The 13,537-nt window shown below is 65.1% G+C and carries 16 protein-coding genes; 4 read left to right on the forward strand and 12 right to left on the reverse strand.

Annotated features, from left to right (window positions below):
• Positions 1-33: 33 nt before the first annotated feature.
• Together PG881_RS04285 and PG881_RS04290 are read left to right on the forward strand one after the other, a co-directional pair.
• Positions 34-786, forward strand: a complete 753-nt coding sequence (locus PG881_RS04285; protein ID WP_270798115.1) for an AraC family transcriptional regulator — start codon at positions 34-36, stop codon at positions 784-786.
• 84 nt (positions 787-870) lie between these two features.
• Positions 871-1,209: a tRNA-binding protein gene (locus PG881_RS04290; protein WP_010635217.1), complete on the forward strand. Its 339-nt coding sequence runs from the start codon at positions 871-873 to the stop codon at positions 1,207-1,209.
• A gap of 77 nt (positions 1,210-1,286) precedes the next feature.
• On the opposite strand, the gene PG881_RS04295 is transcribed toward PG881_RS04290, so the two are convergent.
• The 3 genes from PG881_RS04295 to nudE all read right to left on the reverse strand — a co-directional run bounded on the left by PG881_RS04295 (position 1,287) and on the right by nudE (position 4,429).
• Entirely contained in the window at positions 1,287-2,558 is a 1,272-nt protein-coding gene (locus PG881_RS04295; protein ID WP_201886967.1) for an aromatic amino acid transport family protein, read from the reverse strand.
• A 412-nt stretch (positions 2,559-2,970) separates the two neighbouring features.
• On the reverse strand, positions 2,971-3,783 hold the full coding sequence (cysQ, locus tag PG881_RS04300; RefSeq protein ID WP_270798116.1) for a 3'(2'),5'-bisphosphate nucleotidase CysQ: 813 nt from the start codon (positions 3,781-3,783) through the stop codon (positions 2,971-2,973).
• A gap of 37 nt (positions 3,784-3,820) precedes the next feature.
• Positions 3,821-4,429 (reverse strand): ADP compounds hydrolase NudE, encoded by a 609-nt coding sequence (gene nudE / locus PG881_RS04305; RefSeq protein ID WP_270798117.1) that lies wholly within the window; start codon positions 4,427-4,429, stop codon positions 3,821-3,823.
• Between the two features lie 137 nt (positions 4,430-4,566).
• On the opposite strand from nudE, the gene yrfG reads away from it, so the two are divergent.
• Positions 4,567-5,223 carry a GMP/IMP nucleotidase gene (yrfG, locus tag PG881_RS04310; RefSeq protein WP_270798273.1) on the forward strand — a complete coding sequence of 219 codons (657 nt, stop codon included), beginning with the start codon at positions 4,567-4,569 and terminating at the stop codon, positions 5,221-5,223.
• A gap of 170 nt (positions 5,224-5,393) precedes the next feature.
• Here the strand turns inward: yrfG and tyrS are convergent, their stop codons facing one another.
• On the reverse strand, positions 5,394-6,662 hold the full coding sequence (tyrS, locus tag PG881_RS04315; protein ID WP_270798118.1) for a tyrosine--tRNA ligase: 1,269 nt from the start codon (positions 6,660-6,662) through the stop codon (positions 5,394-5,396).
• Between the two features lie 191 nt (positions 6,663-6,853).
• Between tyrS and PG881_RS04320 the strand changes: the two genes are divergently transcribed.
• Positions 6,854-7,669: a helix-turn-helix transcriptional regulator gene (locus PG881_RS04320; RefSeq protein ID WP_270798119.1), complete on the forward strand. Its 816-nt coding sequence runs from the start codon at positions 6,854-6,856 to the stop codon at positions 7,667-7,669.
• A 60-nt stretch (positions 7,670-7,729) separates the two neighbouring features.
• On the opposite strand, the gene exeN is transcribed toward PG881_RS04320, so the two are convergent.
• The 8 genes from exeN to exeG form a co-directional block, all read right to left on the reverse strand.
• The gene (gene exeN, locus PG881_RS04325) at positions 7,730-8,485 is read right to left on the reverse strand and encodes a GspN family type II secretion system protein ExeN (RefSeq protein ID WP_011704549.1); all 756 of its coding nucleotides are present in this window, start codon (positions 8,483-8,485) and stop codon (positions 7,730-7,732) included.
• A 61-nt stretch (positions 8,486-8,546) separates the two neighbouring features.
• A complete protein-coding gene (gene exeM, locus PG881_RS04330) occupies positions 8,547-9,038 on the reverse strand; it encodes a GspM family type II secretion system protein ExeM (protein ID WP_016349344.1) in 492 nt (163 codons plus the stop codon).
• The gene (gene exeL, locus PG881_RS04335) at positions 9,035-10,219 is read right to left on the reverse strand and encodes a GspL family type II secretion system protein ExeL (protein WP_011704547.1); all 1,185 of its coding nucleotides are present in this window, start codon (positions 10,217-10,219) and stop codon (positions 9,035-9,037) included. Before exeL ends, exeM begins: the two co-directional genes overlap by 4 nt.
• Positions 10,220-10,338: 119 nt before the next feature.
• Complete coding sequence (gene exeK, locus PG881_RS04340) at positions 10,339-11,352, reverse strand: GspK family T2SS minor pseudopilin variant ExeK (protein WP_270798120.1); 1,014 nt, start codon at positions 11,350-11,352, stop codon at positions 10,339-10,341.
• The gene (gene exeJ, locus PG881_RS04345; protein ID WP_270798275.1) at positions 11,342-11,989 is read right to left on the reverse strand and encodes a GspJ family T2SS minor pseudopilin variant ExeJ; all 648 of its coding nucleotides are present in this window, start codon (positions 11,987-11,989) and stop codon (positions 11,342-11,344) included. The genes exeK and exeJ overlap by 11 nt, the downstream gene beginning before the upstream one ends.
• Before the next feature lie 44 nt (positions 11,990-12,033).
• Entirely contained in the window at positions 12,034-12,393 is a 360-nt protein-coding gene (gene exeI / locus PG881_RS04350) for a GspI family T2SS minor pseudopilin variant ExeI (protein WP_073348808.1), read from the reverse strand.
• Positions 12,390-12,941 carry a GspH family T2SS minor pseudopilin variant ExeH gene (gene exeH, locus PG881_RS04355; RefSeq protein WP_270798121.1) on the reverse strand — a complete coding sequence of 184 codons (552 nt, stop codon included), beginning with the start codon at positions 12,939-12,941 and terminating at the stop codon, positions 12,390-12,392. The genes exeI and exeH overlap by 4 nt, the downstream gene beginning before the upstream one ends.
• 163 nt (positions 12,942-13,104) lie before the next feature.
• On the reverse strand, positions 13,105-13,536 hold the full coding sequence (exeG, locus tag PG881_RS04360) for a GspG family T2SS major pseudopilin variant ExeG (protein ID WP_005308483.1): 432 nt from the start codon (positions 13,534-13,536) through the stop codon (positions 13,105-13,107).
• Position 13,537 lies beyond the last annotated feature (1 nt).

Genomic DNA, 13,537 nt, shown 5'->3' on the forward strand with positions numbered 1-13,537 from the left:
CTGCAGCAGATGCCAAACAGCAAACCCCCTTCGATGACGCGGCCCCAGGCCGCGTCATCGCTATCCGCCCCTTTCAGCCTGCGTCGCTACCAGAGCGACATCTGCAGCCACAGCCACGACCATGCCCAGCTGGTGATCCCCCTCGACGGTCCCATCGAGATCGAGGTGCAGGGCCAGGGGCGGCGGCTTGCACCCGGCTTTGCCTGCATCATCGCCCCCGGTGAGCGGCACGACTATGCCGCCGATCCGGCGCTCTCGTTTCTGGTGCAGGAGAGCCACTGGCTGCCCGGCGAGCTGGGTGAGCGCCCCTTCATCGAGCTGGACGAGGCCCAGCGCCACTACCTCGCCTTCCTGCACCGCATGGTGGCCGAGGGGCGCCACGTGGCCGGCATGGAGCAGGTGTGGCTGGGTCTGCTGGCAGAGGCGCAGCAGGCAGGCTCGCGCGGCCGTGCCCGCCTCGCCCCGCGCATCGGCAAGGTGCAGCGCCATATCGAGGCGCATCTCGCCGAGCCCCTCAGCAACGAGCAGCTGTCCGCCATCGCCTGCCTCGGCCAGAGCCAGTTCAAGCACGCCTTCCAGCAGCAGGTGGGGATGAGCGTCTCCCACTACATCCGGGCGCGGCGCATGGCGCTGGCACGCACCCTGCTCGCCCACACCGCCCTGCCCGTCGGCGACGTGGCCAGCCGCTGCGGTTACCAGAATCAGGGGGCCTTCGCCGAGCGCTTCCTGGCCGAAACCGGACTGACCCCTTCCCGCTGGCGCCAACAAAACGGCCGCTTGCCGTAACCGGGCGGCCGTTTGCCGAAGACGGCGCAGGTCGTTTCGAGGCATGCTGAGGCTCATGCAAGGTATGGGCAACGAGGAGCCAAGATGCAGACCATAAGCTGGCAGGATTTTGAGATGGTGGAGCTCAGGGTGGGCACCCTGGTGCGGGTCGAGCCCTTCCCCGAGGCGCGCCGCCCGGCCTACAAGGTGTGGGCGGATTTCGGCCCCGAGCTCGGGGTGCGCAAGAGCAGCGCCCAGATCACCGATCTCTACCAACCGCAGGAGCTGGTGGGCCGCCAGATCGTCGCCGTGGTGAACTTCCCCCCCAAACAGATAGGCCCGATCCAGTCGGAGTTTCTGCTGACCGGCTTCTACCGGCCGGACGGCGCCGTGGTGATCGCCATCCCCGAGCAGGCGGTGCAAAACGGCGCCAAGCTTGGCTGAAGCCACCACCGGACCGATACAAGAGAGGCGACCCTGGGGTCGCCTCTCTCTTTTGCTTTGCGGCTGGTTGCGCGCCGTTACTTCAGCAGACTGAAGATCAGCGCCGACACCGCCAGCGCGCCGGTCAGCAGAATAAAGCCGTTGGCCCAGCGCTGGCGGAAGCGGGCCAGCGCCTCCACCTTGTAGATGGCCACCACCGGCATGATGAACAGGATCATGGCGATCACCGGGCCGGAGAGGGTCTCCATCAGCCCCAGGATCCCCGGGTTGATGATGGCGGCGCCCCAGATGGAGAAGAACATCAGGGCGATGCCGAGCCGGTCCGCCTTGGCCAGCGACAGGCCGGTGGGCTTGGCGATCAGGCTTTTCAGGCTCTCGCGGGCCCCGAGGAAGTGGCCGAGGAAGGAGGAGCTGATGGCGATGAAGGCGATGAGCGGCCCCAGGGTCACGATCACCGGATTGTCGGTGATGTTGGCGAGATAGGAGAGCACCGAGACGTTCTGGGCCTTGGCCTCGGCCAGCTGGGCCGGCGAGAGGCTCAGCACGCAGGAGAAGACGAAGAACAGCACGAAGCCCACCAGCATGACAGTGGTGTTGCGCAGGATCAGGCTGCTCTTGGCTTCCGCCTGCTCGCCGTACTCCCGGCGCTGCACGTTGGCAAAGCCGGAGATGGCGGCAGCGTGGCTGAAGGCGAACACGGTGACCGGCAGCGCCAGCCAGACGGTGTTGAGGAAGCTGCCGCCCTCCAAGCTGCCCAGCTGCGGCCACTGCCACTGGGGGATCAGGTAGCAGGAGAGCGCCGCCAGGATGGCCGCCAGCGGATAGACCATGACGGCAAAGGCGCGCAGCATCGCCTTCTCGCCGGCCAGCATCACGGCGATCATGGCGAACACCAGCAGGCCGGAGAGCATCACCCGGTTCGGGGCATCCATGCCGAGCTGATTGATCATGAAGCTCTCCACTGTGTTGGTCAGCCCGACCCCGTAGATGAGCAGGATCGGGAAGATGGAGAGGAAGTAGAGCGCCGAGATGAGGCGGCCGGCCATCTTGCCAAAGTGCTCCTGGGCCACCTCGGTGAAGTCGGCGTGGGGGCGCGAAGAGGAAAGCACGAAGCGCGCCAGCCCGCGGTGGGCCAGGAAGGTCATGGGGCCGGCCAGCACGGAGACGATGATGAGGGGCCAGATCCCGCCCAGACCCAGATTGATGGGCAGGAACAGGATGCCGGCGCCGACGGCGGTACCAAACAGGCTGATGACCCAGTGGGTGTCGTGGCGGCGCCAGGGGGTGGCGCTGACGGTGGTGGAGCAGGAACCGGACAGCTCCTTGGTGACGTCTACAGACAAACTCATTACTAATTCACTTCTTGTCAGTGTTTTAATCTGAGTTCATTGTGGTTTATCGGGATTTAATTCTCAAAAATCCACCCTGAAACATATCACTACCATTACGGGCTTCAGCCAGTGAGATTGGGAATGGAATCGGGGTCACATAAATGAATAAAACTTAATTTTGTTAAATTTACGAAATTTAAAACCAAATTTCCATTCATGGTCAATTTTTTATTTTGGCCAATCGATCGTTTGCAGAATTACCTGAAAAATCGTGCCGTTCCGCCGCCCTCTCTTGTGATGATTCACTGTCATTCCCGCGCTTTGCCAGCGGATATTTCTGTTCATTCCCGATGAAACCAGCGGATCACACCAAGCAATCAGGCGGCCATGGGGCCGCCTGATTGCCGTCAATGATGACCTGTTCACCCGCTCAGTGAGCCAGAATGCTGCCCCAGGCGAGATCCGGATCCCCCATCACGATGAAGTCCGGGTTCTCCAGCGACTCCGTCTCGTTGTAGCGCAGCGGTTGCAGCGCCAGGCTGAGGATGCGACCACCGGCCGCCTCGACGATGCACTGGGCGGCGGCGGTGTCCCACTCGCCGGTAGGGCCGAGCCGCACGTAGCAGTCGGCCGCCCCTTCCGCCACCAGGCAGGACTTGAGCGAGCTGGAGCCGAGCGGGATCAGCTCGTAGTTGATGGCCGGGTTGAGACGGCGAGTCAGGTTCTCCAGCCTCTGGCGGCGGCTGATGGCCACCACCAGCGAATCGGGCTGATCGTGCTCGTGGTGCATGGCGCTGATGGGATGCACCTCGCCGTTCGCCTCCTTGAAGGCGCCATGACCGCGCACCGCCCAGTAGAGCACGTTCGACTCGGGGGCATAGATGACGCCGAGCACCGGCACATTGTCCTGCACCAGGGCGATCAGGGTGGCGAAGTCGCCGCTGCCGGCGATAAACTCGCCGGTGCCGTCGAGGGGATCCACCAGCCAGTACTGGCGCCAGTTGGCGCGCTGGCTGAAGGGGATGTCGGCCGCCTCTTCGGTCAGCACGGGAACATGGGGAGTGAGCGCCGACAGCGCCTGTTTGAGGTAGGCATCGGCAGCAAGATCGGCACTGGTGACCGGGGTCGCATCCTCCTTCAGCTGACGCTCGAACTGACCGCCGTGATAGATTTCGTGAAGGATCCTGCCCGCTTCGCGCGCGATCTCCTTGACCCCCGGCACCCAGGCCAACAACTCCTGCATCTTGTTATCCTCTGTATTCAAACTGCCCGTCTGCGGGCTACTCTGCCTGCTCCGCCAGCCAGCGTTGGGCCAGCAGCAGCGCACTGATGCTGCGCGACTCGGTGAAGTCGGGTCGCGCCAGCAATTCGTCGATCCGGTTCAGCGGCCAGGGGATCACCTCGAGGGGCTCGGGCTCGTCGCCCACCCGCAGCTCGGGGAAGAGATCCCGTGCCAGCAAGATGTCCATCCGGCTGGAGAAGTACCCCGGCGCCAGCGACACCTGCTTGAGCAGGGTCAGGCTGTTGGCGCCGAAGCCCGCCTCTTCCATCAGCTCCCGGTTGCCCGCCTCAAAGGCATCTTCACCCGGGTCGATCAGCCCCTTGGGAAAGCCCAGCTCGTAGGAGTGGGTGCCCGCCGCGTACTCGCGCACCAGCAGCAGGGTGTGGGCATCGAACAGCGGCACCACCATGACGGCGCCCCGGTTGCCACCGCGCATCCGCTCGTAGACCCGCTCCTCGCCGTTGGAAAACTTGAGATGGAGGGACTCCACCTTGAACAGCCGGCTCTCGGCCACGATCTCGGCCTTGAGGATCTCCGGCTTGCTCTTGTCGTGCGCCATGGTGTCGACGCTGAGGTGGACGGGTTTGCGTTGGTGGAGGTCACTCATCGGGGCTGGCTGCTCGTTAAAAAATCGTGTTTCAAGAGTAAACGACTCCCCTCTCGAACACCACGGGGCAAGGGTGGGAAAGCGGCGGTAAAAATCCGTTATAATGCCCGCCCGTTTCGACCCGACCACCGACCCCACTGCCCTGGCACCAGATAGACACTGTCCTGCTCGATATGGATGGCACCCTGATCGATCTCCATTTTGACAACCACCTCTGGCAACAGCTGGTACCCGAGCGCTATGCCGAGCGACTCGGCCTGCCGCTGGCCGAGGCCAGAGTGCAGATCGAGGCGCACTACCAGGCCGTCAGCGGCACCCTCAACTGGTACTGCGTGGACTACTGGAGCGAGACGCTGGGGCTCGACATCCGCGCCCTCAAGCAGGAAATCCTGGCCAAGATCCAGTGGCGGCCACACGTCATCCCCTTCCTGGCCGCCCTGCGGGCCGCCGGCAAGCAGCTGGTGCTCTTCACCAATGCCCACCCCGCCAGCCTGTCGGTGAAGGATGCGCAGCTGGGGCTGGCCGGCCACCTCGATCTGATGGTGAGCACCCACGAGCTGGGCTGGTCGAAGGAGAGCCAGCACTGCTGGCAGGCACTGGCCGAGCGGCTGGCGTTCGACCCGGCCCGCACTCTCTTTGTAGATGACAGCGAGCGGATCCTGCGCGCCGCCGCCGACTACGGCATCGGTTATCAGCTCGCCATCCAGAACCCGGACAGTTGCCAGCCCGAGCAGCACATCACCGCCTTCCCGGCGATCCGTGATTACGCCGAGTTATTGCCGCTGGCCGGGTAAGCCGAGATGCAGGTGAGCATCCGGGCAACCAGGCACCGCCTCCCCCATCCCTTCCGCGACTACGCCGAGTTATTGCCGCTGGCCATGTAAGCCAACAGGGCTACAAGGCTCTCGAACTGACGGATAAACAAAAGGGCTGCCCAGGCAGCCCTTGTCGATCCCGGATCGACTCACCCCAGCCACGTCACCAGCCGGTACTGCTTCTTGCCCCGGCGCAGCAGCAGGTAGCGGCCGAACAGCCGGTCGGCCGCCGTCAGTGGCTCATCCCGGCGGATCTCGCCATTGAGGCTGATGGCACCTGCCGCCAGCAGCTCGCGGGCGATCCTCTTCGAGTTGGCCAGACCGCTCTCCACCAGCAGGGTCACCAGATCTGTTTCCCCCTCGATACGCCAGCCCGGCATGCCATCCTGCGCCAGCTGGGCCAGATCGCTCTCGCCAAGGCGGGCCACCTCGCCACTGAACAGCAGTTCGCTGATGCGCTGCGCTGCCGCAAGCGCCCCCTTGCCGTGCACCAGCTCGGTCAGCTCGTCGGCCAGCACCTGCTGCGCCAGCTTGCGCCCCTGTCGCTTCGCATCCTCCGCCTCCAGCGCCTCAATCTCGGTCAGCGGCATGAAGCTGTAGTAGCGCAGGAAGCGGTAGACATCCTCATCCGCCGTGCCGAGCCAGAACTGGTAGAAGGCGTAGGGCGAGGTGAGCGCCGGGTCGAGCCAGATTGCGCCCCCTTCGGTCTTGCCGAACTTGGTGCCGTCGGCCTTGGTGATAAGCGGCAACGTCATGCCATAGACCTGAGCCTGATGGAGGCGGCGGGTGAGATCCATGCCGCTGGTGATGTTGCCCCACTGGTCGTTGCCGCCGATCTGCAGGGTGCAGCCGAGCCGCTGGTTGAGCACCGCGAAGTCCTGGGATTGCAGCAAGGCGTAGGAGAACTCGGTGAACGAGATACCCTGATCCGGGCGGGCCAGCCGCTGGCGCACCGATTCGCGGGCCAGCATGGCGTTGACCGAGAAGTGTTTGCCGATGTCGCGCAGAAAATCGAGGGCGGACATCTGCCCCATCCAATCGGCGTTGTTGACCAGCAGCGGTGCCGCCAGCCCTTCGCTGGCCGGCAGCAGCGCTTTTATCTGGGCCGACAGGCTGGCTACCCAGCCCTGCACCGTCTCGGCGCTGTTGAGGTTGCGCTCGGTCGCCTTGAAGCTGGGATCGCCGATAAGACCGGTGGCACCGCCCACCAGCGCCACCGGGGTGTGGCCCGCCAGCTGGAAGCGGCGCAGCATCAACAGCGGCACCAGATGGCCGATGTGCAGGCTGCCGGCGGTGGGATCGAACCCGCAGTAGACGGTGCGCGGAGTGGCAAGATGGTCGGCCAGCGCCACCGGATCGGAATTCTGGGCCACCAGGCCGCGTCGGGTCAGCTCATCGAGCAGGTGGGGGTTGATCATGGGGTCTCCAACAACAGGGGGAAAAGCCCACATCCTCGCCGCTCTGGCTCGTACCGAATATGTCCCCCAGGGGACAGTTTTGCCACTCTCGTGCTAGCATCCGGCTATCGTGTGACCATCGCACGACCATCGCACGACCATCGCGGGGAGCCTGCCCGCCACCCGGAAGCCATCGCCATGAACCAGTACCCATGATCCAGACTCTTGCCACAGATGCCATGACCCGCAGCATGACCGAGGTGGTCGATGCCCTGCACGGCAGCGCCTTTCCGGCGGCGCTGGTACGCCTGATCCAGCAGCAGGTGGCGTTCGACTGTGCCCTGCTGCTCGGGGTGGGGCAGCGCCCCGTCTACCTCTACGACAACCTGCACCACCAGCGGGCCCTGCTGTTCGATCGCTACCTCACCCGCCACTTCAGTCAGGATCCCTTTATGCAGGCGCTGGAACAGGGTCTGGGGGCCGGGGTCTGGACCCTGGCACAGGTGTCGCGCGGGCGGCTCGACCCCGAGTATCGCCACCACTTCTATCAGGCTACCGGCTGGCAGGAGGAGGTGGGGCTGATCCTGCCGGTGCGCGGCGGCCTCACCCTGATGCTGTTTCTGGGCCGCCTCGACAAGCGCAGCTCCCTCAGCCGTGACGAGCTGGCCAGGCTGGAGGCACTGTTCCCGCTGGTGCATTCGCTGTGCCGCCAGCACTGGCGGGAGGAAGCCGCCCTGCTGGCACAGAGTCCAGCACTGCCAGGCGGCACTGATCTCAAGGCGACCGTGGAGCAGGCCATCGCCAGCGTGGGGGGGGCGAGCCTCACCCGCCGCGAGCGTCAGGTGGCGGGATTGCTGTTGCAGGGGCTCGACACCGAGGCCATTGCCGGTGCGCTCGGCATCGGCAGCGGCACGGTGAAGAATCACCGCAAGCACCTCTACGCCAAGCTGCACCTGCGCTCGCGGGCCGAGCTGTTCCGCTTCTTCCTCAATCACCTCATCACGGCGCCGGCCAGCACCACCCCATAACGACACCACCCCGCCGGGGCGGGGTGGTGTTGATGCATGCCAGATCAGACAGCAAGGCCGTCAGATGCGGCCCTGGTAGCGCAGCGGGAAGCGCCCCTGACCATCGGGCTGGCCGAGGAAGGGCAGCCCCTGCTTCATCTGCTCCGGCAGATCGGGCCCCGGTTTCAACGTGCCCTGGAACAGGTACTGGCGATTGGCCTGCAGCTCCAGCTTGCCCTGCACCTGCACCGCCTCCGAGCCCTGCTTGAGCTCGGCCACCAGCCGGGAGTCGATGCAGGTCAGCTTGATCTCGGGATCCCCCAGCACCAGCTTGCCGGCCGGGGTATCGGCATCGGCCCCGTACCAGTAGAGGTTGCCGTAGAGGTTGTCGCACCAGGGGTTGCCCTGGGCAACCTGATCGAGCTTGAGCTGCAGCTGGCCAGCCACCGTCACCGGCACGGGCAACTGCATCGGCACCCGCGCCAGCAGCCAGGGGGCCGGCACGTTGAGGGTGATGTCGCGGCCAAAGGCGGCGCCGCTCCAGCCAACCACCCCCTGCCCGTTGAGGCCGCTGCGCTCGCCAAAGCGCAGGGACACCTCAGGGGCAAAACGCAGCAGCGACCAGCCGTTGAGCTCCCAGCGCAGCTGGGTCAGCGACTCGCTGGCGTATTGCAGGCGGGCAACCTGGCCGCTCCAGAGGGTGCCGCTCACCCCTTCCAGCTGTACCAGGGGCGGCAGCGGCAGGTAGCGCACCACCAGAGACGCCGGCAGCTTGGCCAGCAGGAAAACCAGATAGGCCGCCAGAAACAGCACGGCAATCAGCACTCTTTGCTTCATAGAAAACGACTCGACTGCAAACGCCCGCTCAGGCATATGGCCCTGCTCGGGACGCGTTGTTTCATTGGGGACGGCTCAGCTGCAAGCGGCGTACCTTGACCAGGCCGGGCGCCAGATTCTCGCGGGCCACCTCGATCACCTGCACCTGCACGCCATGGCGATCTGCCAGGGTCGCCAGCCAGATCAGCAGGTCATCGAACGCCACCGTGTCGATCCACACCTGCAGCTCCTGGCCCTGAGGCTGCAACCGGGCAATCTTGATCTTCTGGTTGAAGGCGGTGCGGTTGACCACCCCTTCCAGGGTGCCGCTGGTATCGAGCTGGCGGCCCTGGCCACCCTGCAGCGCCAGCACCTCTTCACCCTTCTCTTTCAACCAGGCGAGGGTCTGCTGCTGGCTCAATACCTGCCGCTCGCGCTCATCGATGCGATTGCCGATGGGCTGCCAGATGACCCAGTAGCAGAAGCCGATCAACAGCACGCTGCCGCCCACCGCCACCAGCCGCTGCTCGCGGGCGCTGATACCGCGCCACCAGCCTTGTAGTTTGTCCATCATGATGATTTACCCTTCAGCACCAGTGCCCCTTCAACCTTACCTTCAGTGCTGCGCACCTCCCCCTGCTGCACGTCGAAGCGCTTGCCGGCCAGCTCGCGAAAACGCTCGATCTCGGCAAAACCGGGAGCCGTCACCTGCAGCCTGAGCTCGCCGCGGGCCGCGTCGAAACGCAGCACCTCGGGCTTGAGGCCGGGTACTTCGGCGAAGGTGGGGGCCAGCTCGGTCAGCACCATCAACACCCCGTCCTGCGGCGTCTGCCCCAGCTGCTGGAGGTGCTGGGTCATCTGGCTGCGCACGTTGACGATGCGGCTCTCCCCCGGGAAGATCCGGGTGTAGACCTGCCGGATCTCCGCCTTGAGCGCCTTGTCCTGCTCCGCCAGCTGATAGAGCTGCACGCCGCGCTGGGCAAACGCCACCACCAACAGCGCTCCGGCCACCACCGCCACCTTGCGCCACTGCTGCCAGTAGCGGGAGTATTCGGTCTGCGGTCGGTAGGGGCCCTGCAGCAGGTTGGCCTGACTGGCGAGCGCCCCCCGGGCCAGCAGCAGCATGGGCAGCTCGGGATCGGCCGCCTGCCAGCTGGCCGCCGCAATGGCCGGCGGCGGGGTATGGCTGTGAATGGTCACCGGCGCCGGCTCCGCCGCCAGCAGCATGGCCAGCAGCGGCTCGTCGGCGACGATGCCCTGACAGGGGCCCTGGCGCAGCAGCCACTCCTTGCCCAGTTGCAGCGCCGACCAGCCCTCGCTCGCCTGCGGCAGCGCCAGCACGTCCGGCAGCAGTTGCCGACTCTTGAGACCGGCCTGCTCCAGCCAGCCGAGCCAGGTCTGCATCTTCTCCTTGTCGACCGCCATCAGGTCCACCTCGTGCCCCTGATGACCCAGCACCACCAGGTGCAGCTCATCCACGTCGGAGGCGATTTGCTCCTCCAGCAGATAGGGCAAGGCGGCCGCGGACTGGCGGCTGTATTTGCCCGGCAGGCTCACCCGCCGGAAGATAAGATCGCTGCCGGGCACCAGCACCACCGCCGGACGGCCACCGGCCCGCTCCTGCAGCTCGCCAAGGGCATGGGCCGAGGCCAGGGTACCGGAGGCGATCACCTCCTCTTCCCCGCCCGACCACACCAGCCACTCGACCGGCTGCTGCGCATTGGTCCCCAGACGGATGACCAGACTCTCGCTCACTAATGTCTCTCCTGCCATGCTCGCTCGCATCCCTCGGGATGGGCGGGCGCGCAGCCATGGGCTGCAGTCCAATCGGGGGATGGCGCGGGCCGGCCAACGGCCGTCGCCCGCCTCCCTTGTTATTCGGCGCCACCGTTCAGACGGCGCAGCATCACCAGCTTGTTGTCCTTGCCGCGCACGAAGACGCTCTCCAGCCGGGCGCGGGTGTCACCCACCTCGGCAATCAGCCTGGCCTCGAAATAGCTGCTCTTGACGTCCAGCGCCGCATCCAGCCCCTGGATGTTGCTCACCTGCACCGGCATCTGGTCCGTCATCTCCTTCTTGTTTTTCCACCCCTTCTGGGGACGGCTGGTCAGCACCCGCTTGGCATCGTCCAGCCCCACCTTGTCCAGATAGAGCGCCACCAGCAGGGCCGACTGCTCCGGGCGGATGGTGTTGACGTTCACCACCAGCTTGTCGTTGGGCAGGGCGCACACATAGGGCGCCAGCCGGGCGTACAGCTTGGCGCTCACCCCGCGCACCGCCCGCAGCTCGTCGGTGCCGAGCATCCACTGGTTGGCGGTCAGATATGGGGGGGTGAGCCCTTCGTAATAGGCATCCTCGGCGCCGTAGCTCGACACCAGCACGGTATCCTTGTCGGTCCAGTCGCGGATGGCATCGGTCAGTTGCACCGCCTCGTAATCTTCCACCTCGAGCTGCTTGAGCAGCGCCTTGAACACCTTGACCGGATAGGGCTGCTTCTCCAGATCGTCGCCGCTGATCCCGTCTTTCAACGGCACGCTCAGGCTGTTGAGGTTGAAGCAGGATTGCAGATCCCGCACCCGGCCGGTGAGCTTGCCGTCATCCACCGGGAAGACCGCATCCTGGCGCGCCCAGTTCTGCCCCAGGCTGACCACGTTGGGGTCGTCCTTGAAATCCTGGGCCAGCACCTTGCTCACCAGCGCCTCCGCCGACATGGCATACCACCAGGCCTGCTTGCCGGCGGTGAGGTTGGCGGTGCGGCGCAGCTCCAGCTGCAGGCGGCCACTCATGTTGCTGGCGATGATCACCATCACCGACAGGATGAGCAGCACCACCAGCAGGGCCATGCCCCCCTGGCGGCCGGGGCGGGAAAAACGACGATCAGTTACCATTCTCTGCCCTCTGACCACCGGCCCCGATCAGGAACTGGCGACGGATGGTACCGTAGTCTTCCAGATCCAGCTCCACCGCCAGCCCGTAGGGCAGCACGTTGCGCTGGGTCCACTCCTCTTTCCAGGCGCCCTTGTCGTAGAAGTAGAGCCGCAGCGCCGTCACCCGCTCCAGCATCGGCTGAATGCGCGGCTCGGTGCCGATCACCGGATCCGGGTAGAGGTAGCTCAGCCGCTCCAGCTTGTGATCCTTGAGGCGCCAGCCGACCCGCTGCAGGCCGGAGCGCGGCAGCATGCCGTCCGGGTTGAGCCAGCCGCCGCGCATGAAGGCCATGCCCCAGTCGTCGCTCTGCTGGCCGAAACGGGAGGCCGCCAGCAGCACCTTGTTGTTCTCGCCGTCGATGCGGCCGCTGCGCGGCACCATCTGGGTGATATCCCGCTCCAGCACGGAGAAGGCCAGTTGCAGCTCGGAGAGACGAGCCTCCTTGCGCTTGGCCACCTCGTCGCTGGTGAGCACCCCTTGCAGCACCTGATAGGCGCCCAGGCTCAGGCCGGCGAAGATGGCGATGGCCACCAGCATCTCCAGCAGGGTAAACCCCTCCTGACGCCGGGTCATGTATACACGTTGCTGCAGATTCATCGGCTGATGCTGGCTCCGGATCATGGAGACACCTTGATGCAGGTTCATCGGCTGATATAGGTCCGAATCATGGCCACCGGGCTCTCGGCCTTGGGCGCGGTACGCACTTCCATGTCCAGCGCCTTGAAGTTGCTGTCGGCGGTAGCGACGCCGCGATAGCGCCAGTACCAGGTCTGGCCCGCCATCTGCTCGTCCCCTTCCACCCAGCTGTCACCGGGCCACTTGGCTTCGAGCTTCTGCTGCACCAGCTGGTTCTCCACCACCCAGGTCGCCAGGGTCTTCTGTTCCAGATAGTTGAGGCCGGAGAGGTGCTCGCTGGCGGTCTTCATCACCGCCAGCCCGGCGATGGCAAACACCGCCAGCGCCACCATGACTTCCAGCAGGGTCATGCCGCGGGCGTTCATTCCTCTTCCTCCTCGTCCTGCAGCAGGCGCAGGCGGCCGAATTCGTCCGCCTTGACCGTGCGCACATAGCGCAGATCGTCGTCCTGCTGGGTTAGGGTCAGCACGAAGGGGGTCAGCTCCCCACCGGGAAAGATGAACACCTGCGGCGTGCGCTCCTTCTCGTCGCGCCCCTTCTCGTACTTCTCGTCGGATTCGGTCCGCCAGCTGAAGCCCTCGAGCTCGATGGCCAGCCGCATGTTGTCGGGCAACTCGACCCGATCCAGCAGCTTGTCACCGCTCATCACCTGCCACTTGCGATCCTTGGCCGCGCGCTGCATGAACTGCCAGCTGTTGTCCTCGACACGCAGGCCCACCAGCCGGCCATCCATCACCGAGTACTCCTGCGCCTGCTGCAGCACGGCCATGAAGCGGTGCGCCTGCTTGTCCAGCTCTCTATCCCCCCTGGCGCCGCCCATGCTGAGGGTGACGGCAGTGGCAACCAGCCCCATCAACATGGCAACCAGCAACACTTCCAGCAGAGTAAAACCGGCCTGGCGACTATGTTTCATGGCGCCAGCCTCAACTGCATGGCAGTGGCCTCGAGCCGACCCATCAACATGGCCACCAGCAACACTTCCTGCAGGGTAAAACCGGCCTGGCGACGGGCAGAAGAGGCCACCTTCATTCAGGCAGCCTCGGCATGACTCGGTGAGCGCGACGTGGCGGGATCACTTATTGGAAGTCCTTCAGGTTCCAGTTGCCGATGTCGTCATCGGTACCGGCTTCGCCATCCAGCCCCATGGAGAAGATGTCGATCTTGCCGAACTGACCCGGGCTCAGCATCTGGTACGGGTTGCCCCAGGGATCCTGCGGCAGGCGCTTGATGTAGCCCCCTTCGCGGTAGCTGCGCGGCTCAGGTGCGGCGGTCGGCTTGTTGACCAGCGCGTCCAGCCCCTGCTCGGTGGTCGGGTAGCGGTTGTTGTCCAGCTTGTACATGTCGAGGGCGTTTTCCAGCGCCACTATGTCGGAGACCGCTTTCTGCTGGTCAGCCTTCTCCTTGTTGCCCATCAGGTTGGGCACCACCAGGCTGGCCAGGATCCCCAGGATCACGATGACCACCATCACTTCCAGCAGGGTAAAACCCGATTGACGACGCTTTTGCATG

It is taken from the genome of Aeromonas sp. QDB54 (assembly GCF_027707385.1).
GTDB classification, from domain to species: Bacteria; Pseudomonadota; Gammaproteobacteria; order Enterobacterales; family Aeromonadaceae; genus Aeromonas; species Aeromonas hydrophila.

What these genes read in the sequence shown, in the direction of transcription:
- PG881_RS04285 (WP_270798115.1), top strand. Translation starts at nt 34, where the DNA reads ATGACGCGGCCCCAGGCCGCGTCATCGCTATCCGCCCCTTTCAGCCTG.
- PG881_RS04290 (WP_010635217.1), top strand. Translation starts at nt 871, where the DNA reads ATGCAGACCATAAGCTGGCAGGATTTTGAGATGGTGGAGCTCAGGGTG.
- PG881_RS04295 (WP_201886967.1), bottom strand. Translation starts at nt 2,558, where the DNA reads ATGAGTTTGTCTGTAGACGTCACCAAGGAGCTGTCCGGTTCCTGCTCC.
- cysQ (WP_270798116.1), bottom strand. Translation starts at nt 3,783, where the DNA reads ATGCAGGAGTTGTTGGCCTGGGTGCCGGGGGTCAAGGAGATCGCGCGC.
- nudE (WP_270798117.1), bottom strand. Translation starts at nt 4,429, where the DNA reads ATGAGTGACCTCCACCAACGCAAACCCGTCCACCTCAGCGTCGACACC.
- tyrS (WP_270798118.1), bottom strand. Translation starts at nt 6,662, where the DNA reads ATGATCAACCCCCACCTGCTCGATGAGCTGACCCGACGCGGCCTGGTG.
- PG881_RS04320 (WP_270798119.1), top strand. Translation starts at nt 6,854, where the DNA reads ATGATCCAGACTCTTGCCACAGATGCCATGACCCGCAGCATGACCGAG.
- exeN (WP_011704549.1), bottom strand. Translation starts at nt 8,485, where the DNA reads ATGAAGCAAAGAGTGCTGATTGCCGTGCTGTTTCTGGCGGCCTATCTG.
- exeM (WP_016349344.1), bottom strand. Translation starts at nt 9,038, where the DNA reads ATGATGGACAAACTACAAGGCTGGTGGCGCGGTATCAGCGCCCGCGAG.
- exeK (WP_270798120.1), bottom strand. Translation starts at nt 11,352, where the DNA reads ATGGTAACTGATCGTCGTTTTTCCCGCCCCGGCCGCCAGGGGGGCATG.
- exeJ (WP_270798275.1), bottom strand. Translation starts at nt 11,989, where the DNA reads ATGAATCTGCAGCAACGTGTATACATGACCCGGCGTCAGGAGGGGTTT.
- exeI (WP_073348808.1), bottom strand. Translation starts at nt 12,393, where the DNA reads ATGAACGCCCGCGGCATGACCCTGCTGGAAGTCATGGTGGCGCTGGCG.
- exeH (WP_270798121.1), bottom strand. Translation starts at nt 12,941, where the DNA reads ATGAAACATAGTCGCCAGGCCGGTTTTACTCTGCTGGAAGTGTTGCTG.
- exeG (WP_005308483.1), bottom strand. Translation starts at nt 13,536, where the DNA reads ATGCAAAAGCGTCGTCAATCGGGTTTTACCCTGCTGGAAGTGATGGTG.